General features: G+C 71.9%; 9 protein-coding genes. 4 read left to right on the top strand and 5 right to left on the bottom strand.

Features of this window, described 5'->3' with window-relative positions:
* Entirely contained in the window at positions 1-819 is an 819-nt protein-coding gene (locus tag ASF88_RS18700; RefSeq protein WP_055922406.1) for an SDR family oxidoreductase, read from the bottom strand.
* Positions 820-904: 85 nt separating this feature from the next.
* Here ASF88_RS18700 and ASF88_RS18695 point away from each other — a divergent pair, with 85 nt between their 5' ends.
* Together ASF88_RS18695 and ASF88_RS18690 are read left to right on the top strand one after the other, a co-directional pair.
* Positions 905-1,555, top strand: coding sequence for an HAD family hydrolase (locus ASF88_RS18695; RefSeq protein WP_055922404.1), 651 nt, complete (start codon positions 905-907; stop codon positions 1,553-1,555).
* Positions 1,556-1,737: 182 nt separating this feature from the next.
* Positions 1,738-2,340, top strand: a complete 603-nt coding sequence (locus ASF88_RS18690) for a hypothetical protein (protein ID WP_235493548.1) — start codon at positions 1,738-1,740, stop codon at positions 2,338-2,340.
* Positions 2,341-2,371: 31 nt separating this feature from the next.
* On the opposite strand, the gene ASF88_RS18685 is transcribed toward ASF88_RS18690, so the two are convergent.
* Positions 2,372-2,743 (bottom strand): cupin domain-containing protein, encoded by a 372-nt coding sequence (locus ASF88_RS18685; protein WP_055922400.1) that lies wholly within the window; start codon positions 2,741-2,743, stop codon positions 2,372-2,374.
* A 91-nt stretch (positions 2,744-2,834) separates the two neighbouring features.
* On the opposite strand from ASF88_RS18685, the gene ASF88_RS18680 reads away from it, so the two are divergent.
* Together ASF88_RS18680 and ASF88_RS18675 are read left to right on the top strand one after the other, a co-directional pair.
* Positions 2,835-3,134: a hypothetical protein gene (locus tag ASF88_RS18680; protein WP_055922396.1), complete on the top strand. Its 300-nt coding sequence runs from the start codon at positions 2,835-2,837 to the stop codon at positions 3,132-3,134.
* A 56-nt stretch (positions 3,135-3,190) separates the two neighbouring features.
* Positions 3,191-3,391, top strand: coding sequence for a hypothetical protein (locus ASF88_RS18675; protein ID WP_055922394.1), 201 nt, complete (start codon positions 3,191-3,193; stop codon positions 3,389-3,391).
* 92 nt (positions 3,392-3,483) lie between these two features.
* Here ASF88_RS18675 and ASF88_RS18670 read toward each other — a convergent pair whose 3' ends face one another.
* The 3 genes from ASF88_RS18670 to ASF88_RS18660 all read right to left on the bottom strand — a co-directional run bounded on the left by ASF88_RS18670 (position 3,484) and on the right by ASF88_RS18660 (position 8,990).
* Positions 3,484-3,750 carry a hypothetical protein gene (locus ASF88_RS18670; RefSeq protein ID WP_055922391.1) on the bottom strand — a complete coding sequence of 89 codons (267 nt, stop codon included), beginning with the start codon at positions 3,748-3,750 and terminating at the stop codon, positions 3,484-3,486.
* A gap of 96 nt (positions 3,751-3,846) precedes the next feature.
* A complete protein-coding gene (locus ASF88_RS18665) occupies positions 3,847-6,099 on the bottom strand; it encodes a glycoside hydrolase family 3 C-terminal domain-containing protein (RefSeq protein WP_055922389.1) in 2,253 nt (750 codons plus the stop codon).
* Positions 6,100-6,158: 59 nt separating this feature from the next.
* Positions 6,159-8,990 (bottom strand): hypothetical protein, encoded by a 2,832-nt coding sequence (locus ASF88_RS18660; RefSeq protein WP_055922386.1) that lies wholly within the window; start codon positions 8,988-8,990, stop codon positions 6,159-6,161.
* Between the last annotated feature and the right edge of the window lie 63 nt (positions 8,991-9,053).

Raw genomic sequence — 9,053 nt, 5'->3', positions numbered from 1 at the left:
TCACGCGCGCCGCCAGTCGTCGGACGTGAGGTGCGAGCCGGCCTGCGGCCCCATCTGCAGCATCCCGCCGTCGACGGTCCAGGAGGCGCCCGTGACATAGGAGGCCGCGGGCGAGGCCAGGAACGCGATGACGGCCGCGACCTCCTCCGGCGCACCCGGCCGACCGAGCGGGATCCCGGGGCGGTGCACACCGTGCGGGTCCACGTCCTCCGCGTCGTTCATCGGCGTCTCGATCTCGCCGGGTGCGACCGCGTTGGACGTGATCCCGTACTCGCCCAGTTCGAGCGCGAGCGTCTTGAGCAGGCCGCCGAGCCCGTGCTTGGCGGCGTCGTAGGCGGCCGAGCCCACTCGCGGCTGGTGCTCGTGCACGCTCGTGACCCCGATGATGCGCCCGCCGCGCCCGGCCGCCACCATCCGTCGCGCGATGCGCTGGATGCACGCGAAGGGGCCGTCGAGGTCGGCCAGCAGCGTCGTCCGCCAGGTGTCCCAGTCGGTGTCGAAGAACGCGGGGCCGCCGTTCAGACCGGCGTTGTTCACGAACACGTCGCAGCCGCCGAGCTCGTCGGCGAGCGCGTCGACGACGTCGGCGCAGGCCGGCGCGTCCGTGGTGTCGAGCCGGGTCACCGCGGTCCGGCGGCCCTCGGCCCGCACCAAGCGCGCGGTCTCCTCCGCACCCTCCTCGTCGGAGTGCCAGGTGACGCCGACGTCGAGCCCTGCCCGGGCGAGGGCGATCGCCGTCGCCCTCCCGATGCCGGAGTCGGATCCGGTCACGATCGCGGTGCGGGGGTCGGTCAGTTCGGGACGTCGGTTCTCGGCCATGCGGGGCATGGTCCGCCCGGCTCGCGCTCCTGACAAGGGGGTGCCCCGGGTGGCGTCTGCGCAGACCGGGTGTAGACCGGGAGGCATGACCCTCACCACCGTGCTCTTCGACGTCGACGGGACCCTCGTCGACTCGAACTACCTCCATGTCGACGCGTGGCAGCGCGCGTTCGCCGACCTCGACACCGCCGTGGACGCGTGGCGCATCCACCGCGCGATCGGCCAGGACTCCGCCCGGCTGCTGCGCAGCGTCGCCGGTGAGCGCGACGAGGCCTGGAACGAGCGTGCGAAGGCGCTCCACAGCGAGCACTACCGCGCGCTTGCTCCGCGGCTGCGCGCCTTCGACGGCGCTGCCGGCCTGCTGCGGGCGATCGCGGCGCGCGGCGTGCGGGTGGTGCTCGCGACCTCTGCGCCCGAGGACGAGCTGGCGCTGCTGCGCGAGGCCCTCGACGCCGACGACGCGATCCACGCCGTGACCTCGGCCGACGACGTCGAGACGGCCAAGCCCGATCCCGGCATCCTGGAGGTCGCCCTGCGCCGCGCGGACGCGACGCCCTCCGACGCGCTCATGGTCGGCGACTCGGTGTGGGACATGGCCGCCGCCGCCCGGGCACGCATCCGGTCGGTGGGCGTGCTGTGCGGCGGGGTCGGCGCGGCCGAGCTGCTCGGCGCCGGCGCGCAGGCGGTCCACGACGGCCCTGCTGCGCTGCTCGCCGCGCTCGACGGCGTGCTGTAAGCGCTCCTCTCATGTCGCCGATTCCGGAGAGTCTTCCCGCCGCACCGGTCCGTGAGCCGGATTTCGAGGACGACTTCAGCTCGGGGCTGAGCGTGGAGAAATGGGTTGCGAGTTATCTGCCGCAGTGGACGACTCCCGAGCGTGCGCGTGCGCGATACGCGATCGTCCCGGGCGGGATCGAGTTGCGGATCGACGTCGATCAGCCGGATTGGCGGGTCGAAGATGCTCCTCTGCGTGTCTCCAACCTGCAGACAGGTGTGTTCTCCGGGCCGGTCGGATCGCCAGTGGGGACGCATCGCCACCGAGTCGATCTCGATGTCCGCACCGAGACACCACGCCGACTCCTGTTCACGCCCTCGCGTGGGCGAGTGGAGATCACGGTGTCCGCAAGCCGAGACACGAACTGCATGGTCGCGGCGTGGCTTGTCGGGACGGAGCATCGATCCCCGGCAGAGTCCGGCGAGATCTGCATCTTCGAGATCGACGCCGTCGCGGTCGGCAAGACCACGGTCGTCCGCACAGGAGTCAAGGCACACCACGACCCTGACCTCACCACAGACATGATCGACGTCACGGTCCCGGTGGACGCTTGCTCGCCGCACACCTGGACCGTCATCTGGGGAGACGGCGAGACCATCATCGGATGTGAAGGCCGCGCGCTGCGACGTGTCGCCCAGGCTCCCGACTATCCGCTCTTTCTCATGATCGATCTGTTCGAGATCGGACCACCCGGCGGAGACTACCCCAAGACCGCCACCATCCACCGTGTCCGCGCATGGCGATGACGAACGAACACGAGCGGTTCAGCGGCACGCCCTAGTCGCCGGGCAGCTCGCGCAGTTCGCTTGTCCGCTCGCCGGGCTGGTCGCCGGTGTTCACGGTGCCCTTCGGCTCGACCATGACGACCAGCGCCTCTTCGTCGGCGCGGGGCCGGTGCTCGACGCCCTTCGGCACGACGAAGACGTCGTTCGGGCCGAGCTCCACGTCGCCGTCGCGCAGGCCGATGGTCAGGCGGCCCGACACCACCAGGAACAGCTCGTCGGTGTCGGGATGCGTGTGCCAGATGAACTCGCCGCGCAGCCGGGCGACCTTGACGTCGTAGTCGTTGACGCTGGTCAGCCGGTGCGGCTGCCACGGCTCGGGCACGAGGGCGAACGCTTCGAGGAGGTTGTAGACAGTGCCGCTCATGACGCCAGCCTAGAAGGCCGGATCTTGCCAAGGACAGCCCTTCGGGCGTTGGATGCATGCTGAGAGCGTCCACCGACGGAAGGGATGAGCGATGTCCGCCAGCGAACTCGAGATGTCGAGCGTCCGTTACCCGTACCGCGAGCGCATCTTCCACATCGAGAAGAAGGCGCCAGGGCAGTGGGTCGTCCTCGACGAATCGCACGCGGAGCTCGGGCGTCTCGTGCGGGTGTCGGTCGAAGGCGAAGAGCACGAACCGGTCTTCGGCGCCATCCCGCTCGGGTACGCCGAGACGCTGCACGAGGGCTCCGACTGGAGGTTCCTCGTCGCCGCGCTGATCAACGAGGCTCTCGACGAGGAGCCCGCCACCACGGGCAACCAGGGCGAGGCCTGAACTCGGGCGACCTGGCGCACACGTCGCCCGCAGCGCAGCGGGCTACGATACCGGGAATGAACGCAGCGCTGCGCAGGACGCTCGGCTGGGTGGCCGCCGTGCTGCTCAACCTCGGTGCGGTGCTGTTCCTGATCGGGCTGATCGTGCCGCGCAGTGGAGACGCGCCGATCCTCGGCATCGGGATCGGGATGCTGCTGGCCGGACTCGCCGTCGGCGCCGTGTGGATGTACGGGAACCGGAACTCGGGCACGCGCTGAGGACATGCAGCGGCCCCGCCCCGGGATGAGAGGGACGGGGCCGCAACCTGGGGCGAACGCCCGGACTCACTCGCGGATCGCTCGCGGGCTCATCAGTCCGGGGGCTCGACGTTCTTGACCATGTCGGGGTTCGACGGCTGCTGGGCCGGGTCGAAGTCGGCGGGAGGCGGCACGGCGCCGCCCTCGTCCTCCCCCTGTCCCTGCTCGGTCTCGGCCGGTTCCGCGGCCTGGGCGTCACGCTCGTCGCCGTCGCCGTCGCCGTCGCCGGCGGCGTTGGCGCCCTGCTCGAACCGTTCCGGGTCGTCCTCTGCGGGGACGCCCTGCTGGTCGGTGTTCGGAAGCCCGCTGGTGTCGCTCATGGCCTGCCCTCCTCGCTGTACGACGTCATGCCGCCACAGAACGCCGAATCCCCTCGCTCTCGCAAGGGGCTTCACCGTGCCGCAAAGGGGCGTACGCTAGCCGTTCGTCGCGGCCACCAGCTGGTCAAGCTGCTCGCGGGTGACCGGGCTGCCGGGGAACGCCGCCGCGCGGATCAGCGGGATGGACTCGGCCATCCGGCGCAGGCCCGGGTCGGCCAGCATGGCGCCCATGCCCTCGGCCTCCGCGCTCTGGGCCAGCGCCGCCATCAGGATCGGGCCTCCCACCGGGTGCTCGAGCCATTCGCCGAGGGTCGAGTCGACGGTGAGCGGCGCGGTGCGCCCGTCGCCCGCCAGGGTGACGGTGGCGGAGCCGCGGAGGTCGCGGGACGATGCCCCGACCTCCACCACGTAATCGGCGCCCTCGAGCGACCAGCCGCCGAGTTCGGTGTCGTAGTACGCCAGGTCGGACGCCGGCAGGTCGACGACGACCGTCTCCGTCGCTCCGGCCGCCACGGCGACGTTCGCGAAGCCCTTGAGCTCCCGCACCGGGCGCTGCACGCGGGAGGCCGGGACCGACACGTAGACCTGCACGACCTCCCGGCCGTCGCGGTCGCCGGTGTTGGTGACCTCCACCGACACGCGGATGCCGCCGTCGGCCGCCGGGATCGCGGTCGGTGCGCCGAACGCAAAGGTCGTGTACGAGAGGCCGTGACCGAACGGGAAGCTGACGGCCGCCCCCCGGGCGTCGAAGTCGCGGTAGCCCACGAACAGGCCCTCGCCGTAGCGGACATGGCCCTTCTCGCCCGGGAAGTTGAGGTACGACGCGGTGTCCTCGATGCGCACGGGGATGCTCTCCGCGAGGCGGCCGGACGGGTTGACGACGCCGAACAGCACGTCGGCAATCGCGCCACCGCCGGCCTGCCCGAGCAGCCAGCCCTCCACGATGGCGCGCACCCGGTCGGCCCAGCCCGAGACCCGCACGACGCCGCCGTTGGACAGCACGACGGTCACCCGCGGGTTGGCGGCGATCACGGCCTCCAGCAGCGCGGTCTGGGCGGAAGGCAGCTCGAGGTGCTCGCGGTCGAAGCCCTCCGACTCGTCCTCACCCGGGAGGCCGACGAAGACCACGACGTCGTCGGCGGCTGCGGCCGCGGCGACCGCCTCCGCGGTGAGAGCGGCTACATCGGCGACGGCGTCGCCGAGAGCGTAGCCGGGGGCGAAGGTCACCGTCGCGTCGCCCGCGAGCGCCCTGATCTCGTCGAGCGCGTTGTCGAGGCGGGTCGGGACGATCTGGGAGGAGCCTGCGCCCTGGTACCGCGGCGTGCGGGCGAACTCGCCGACGACCGCGATCGAGCGGCCGCCAGCGGTGGAGAGCGGCAGCACGCCGTCGTTCTTGAGCAGGACGATGCTGCGGCCGGCGACCTCCCGGGCGAGCGCGTGGTGCGCCTCGGCGTCGTACGTCGCGTCGGCGTCCGCTCCGGCGAGCGCCTTCTCGACCAGGTCGATGACGCGGTCCGCCGCGGTGTCGAGCACGGACTCGGCGAGCGAGCCGTCGCGCACGGCGGCGACCAGCTGCGCGTCGGTGACGCCTCCGCTCGACGGCATCTCGAGGTCGAGGCCCGCGACGAGCGCGCTCACGCGGTCGTTGACGGCGCCCCAGTCGGAGACCACGAGACCCTCGAAGCCCCACTCGTCGCGCAGCACGGAGGTGAGCAGCCACGGGTCTTCACTGGCGTAGACGCCGTTGATGCGGTTGTAGGAGCACATGACCGTCCAGGGCTGGGTCTGCTCGACCACGTGCTGGAAGCCGCGAAGGTAGATCTCGCGCAGCGGCCGCTCGTCGACGTCGGCGCTCACGCGGAGGCGGTCGGTCTCCTGGTTGTTGGCGGCGAAGTGCTTGAGGGAGGCGCCGACACCCTGCGACTGGAGGCCGCGCACCAGCGCCGCGCCGAGTCTGCCGGAGACGATCGGGTCCTCCGAGAGGTACTCGAAGTTGCGGCCGCAGAGCGGCGAGCGCTTGATGTTGATGCCGGGACCGAGCAGCACGCCGACCCCTTCGGCCTTGGCCTCCTCGCCGAGCGCCGCGCCGACGCGTTCGAGCAGTTCGGCGTCCCACGACGAGCCGAGGGCGACGGCGGGCGGGAAGCAGGTGGCCGGCACGCTGTCGCCGATGCCGAGGTGGTCACCGCCCTGCGCCTGCTTGCGGACGCCGTGCGGGCCGTCGGTGAGGTAGAGCGAGGGAATGCCGACGCGGTCGACGGGTTCGGTCTCCCAGAAGCTGCGGCCGCTGGTGAGCGACGCCTTCTCTTCGACGGTCAGTTCGGATGCGCTGGTGAGGCGGTCGACCATGATTCTCCTTCGATGACGGTCGCGGGTCGGGCAATACCTTACACCAGTCGGTTTTTGTGTCACACCCGTCGCATCAGGTCCCGCAGCGCTGCCATGTACTGCGACGACGCCTGGTAGCCCGGGTGCGTGGCGACCTTGACGAGGTAGAGCGGAGGCCCGAACTCGTCGGTCCCCCTGTCGATCTCATTGTCTTTGAAGGAGGCGTCGGGAAAGCCCAGGTAGTCGGTGCGGCGCCAGAGGTTGACCCAGGCGACCTCGCCGTCCGGCTGGGTCAGCAGCTCGCGGAGGGTCGGTTTGTCGCGCAGCTCCGGGTCTCGGCCTCCCGAACCATCGGTGCGATGGTCCTCGACCACCTGCCGCAGCCAGGGGTCGGGCTTCCACAGCGACGGCCCTCGGCTCGGGAGGGTGCCCAACGCCTCCGGACCGAACAGCTCGGGGAAGAACCGGCCGAAGAAGGCGCGCAACTGCGTGCCGTAGGTGAGCAGCCCGACGTTCCTGAGGCCGTCGACGGTGTCGGCGCCGAGCGTGAAGATCGTCGAGACCGCGAGCACGCCGCCGAGGCTGTGCGCGCTCACGATGACCTTGCGGCGCTGCCGGGTGGTCAGCGCTCGCAGCTCGTCCCGTGCCCGCTGCTCGGCCGTGCGGCGATCCTCCACACCGCCCGCCCCCTGCGCGATGTCGGCCTCCAGCCAGGCGACGATGCGGTCGCGCAGCTCGGGGATGACCCGCTCGGCGTAGCACGGCGGGCCGAACGGATGGCCGGCCCGCGGGAGGAAGCACATCAGGTCCCACATCACGCCGATCGGGCGCTCCTTCGTGGTCAGCGCGTTCTCCGCGATGGTGACCACAGCGATCACGGCGATCAGGCCGAGAGCGGGAAGCGCGAGATCGAGCAATGCCGGCCGGAGCGGCTGCGGCAGCGCGATCGCGACGATCACGCCCAGCGCGAGCAGCCCGGCGAGCACGCCGAGCACCGGCTCGCCGCGGTGGAACAGCGCGGCGGAGCGCCGGGCGCGCAGCATCCGGAAGTCGAGCTTGCCCGCCGACTTCACCTGCGGCACCCGGCCGTCGCGGTACGTCCGCAGGGGCTCCCGCAGGGCACGGCCGCCGACGGTCTCCGGCGTCGTCAGCCGCGGGGTCGTCCGCATGCGGAGCAGCGCGACGACCAGCACGAACACGGCGAGCAGCACCGCGAGCACCGGCACCATCCCGCCGAAGTTCCGGTAGGCGACGGGTGTGGTGAGGCCGCCGGGGGTCAGGGGGCAGACCGGGCTCGACCCCGTCGAGGCGAGCGCGCACTGGGCGCCGAGCACGAGCAGGGTCGAGAGCAGCATCGCCGCCCCGAGTGACAGCAGCATGATGACGCCCGGCCCGGTGCCTCGCCAGCCCTGATACGCGTGACTGCGCCCACGGCCCATCGGCCAGAAGATCACCAACGCCGCCAGCAAGACGGCGCAGAGGGCTGCGATCGCGTAGGCCGTGATGGTGAGCGGCGCCACGTGGAGGTCGCGCGGCGTCGAGACGACGGCGACGAGCAGCGAGACGCCGCCGACCACCACCACGATCACCGAGAGCCAGCGCGGCACCCCGCGGCGCCAGCCGAGCCCCGACAGCGCGATCGCGAGCAGCACGCCGAGGATGATGGAGGGCGCGATCACCAACCCGAGGAACGACGGCGAGTGCCGGTCCACGGCCGCATCGGGCACCGCGACCGACACCGCGACCACGAGGTACACGGCCGCCGAGGCGAGCAGCATCCAGCCGGCGATGCCCTCCCTGCGCCGCAGTTTCGCGCGGATGATCGCGTGCCGGCGCTCGTCGCGCTCGGAGGGGTCCATGCCCTCCATCGCGTGCTCGGCGCGGTCGGCGACGGTCGTGTCGGCCTGCCGCACGACGAACGCGATGACGACGACGAGCCCCACCGCGGCGAGCGCCGCCGCGCCGGTCAGCCACCACCGGGCGAACACCGGCGACGTCGCCGGGTCGAGGCACGCGGGCGGGAGGTCGAGTCCGGCCGGCGCGCAGGAGCCGAAGACGCCGTCCCAGCCGATCAGCAGCGAGACGAGGAAGAAGGCGGCAGCCACGTGCAGCAGCTCGCTCGGGAGCTTGACCCGGGTGATCCCCCAGAAGCCGTCGGTCGCGAGCGGGCGACGCGGTGCGGCAGGCTGCCCGGTGGCGACACCGCTGAGGTCGCTCGCCGTGCGGATCTTCGCGACGGTGCCGAAGATCCCGGCCTCGTAGCGCGTGCGCGCCTTGTGCGAGACGAAGAACAGGAGGAGGACGCCCGCGATCGGCACCAGCGAGAGCAGCGCCACCCGGATGCCGCGGTGGTCGAAGCCGGGCGCGTCGAAGAAACCGGCCACCCAGCCGGGGAGGGCGGGGCACAGCGACGGCCGGGCTAGGCACTGCGTGCCGATCAGGTCTAGGCCCACCGAGGCCAGCGCGCACACGTAGAGCAGGGTGAGCCCGAGCGCGAACACCCGCAGGGAGGCCGCGCCGCGGCCGGCATGCCACTCGCCGGTCCGCGTCTGGTCGGGGATGAAGCGGGTCCAGTAGGCGGTGTTGCACAGGCCGAACGGGAGGATGAGCAGCCAGGCGAGCTGCACGAAGAACTGCCCGATCGCCACCAGCGCCCCGCCGCCGTAGCGCGCCAGCATCCCCCAGGAGTAGCCCTCGCGACGGATGACGGTCGGCGGAGCCGCCGGGTCGGCAGGGTCGACGGGATCGACGGTCGGAACGTAGAAGCCGCCGTTCTCGTCGGCCTGGTCGGCGCGCACGTCGCCGGGCGCGACGCCGAGCATCTCCCCCGGCGGCGTGTTCTTGATCCCGTGGATCCTCAGCTCGAGGACCGCCGGACCGCGCTTCGCGAAGACGGAAGGCGACCGCGCCATGACCGAACGATAGCGGGGGCCGCGGGGGGCTGGCTACGCCGGTCTCCGCCGGCTGTACAGGCC

The organism is Leifsonia sp. Leaf336, from assembly GCF_001423695.1.
Taxonomy (GTDB): Bacteria; Actinomycetota; Actinomycetes; order Actinomycetales; family Microbacteriaceae; genus Leifsonia.
The sequence above is the reverse complement of the archived record's forward strand: the minus strand, read 5'-3'. Positions and strand labels throughout refer to the sequence as shown.

Coding starts and splice junctions, on each gene's coding strand:
- ASF88_RS18700 (WP_055922406.1), bottom strand. CDS start 819: ATGGCCGAGAACCGACGTCCCGAACTGACCGACCCCCGCACCGCGATC.
- ASF88_RS18685 (WP_055922400.1), bottom strand. CDS start 2,743: ATGAGCGGCACTGTCTACAACCTCCTCGAAGCGTTCGCCCTCGTGCCC.
- ASF88_RS18665 (WP_055922389.1), bottom strand. CDS start 6,099: ATGGTCGACCGCCTCACCAGCGCATCCGAACTGACCGTCGAAGAGAAG.
- ASF88_RS18695 (WP_055922404.1), top strand. CDS start 905: ATGACCCTCACCACCGTGCTCTTCGACGTCGACGGGACCCTCGTCGAC.
- ASF88_RS18670 (WP_055922391.1), bottom strand. CDS start 3,750: ATGAGCGACACCAGCGGGCTTCCGAACACCGACCAGCAGGGCGTCCCC.
- ASF88_RS18675 (WP_055922394.1), top strand. CDS start 3,191: ATGAACGCAGCGCTGCGCAGGACGCTCGGCTGGGTGGCCGCCGTGCTG.
- ASF88_RS18680 (WP_055922396.1), top strand. CDS start 2,835: ATGTCCGCCAGCGAACTCGAGATGTCGAGCGTCCGTTACCCGTACCGC.
- ASF88_RS18660 (WP_055922386.1), bottom strand. CDS start 8,990: ATGGCGCGGTCGCCTTCCGTCTTCGCGAAGCGCGGTCCGGCGGTCCTC.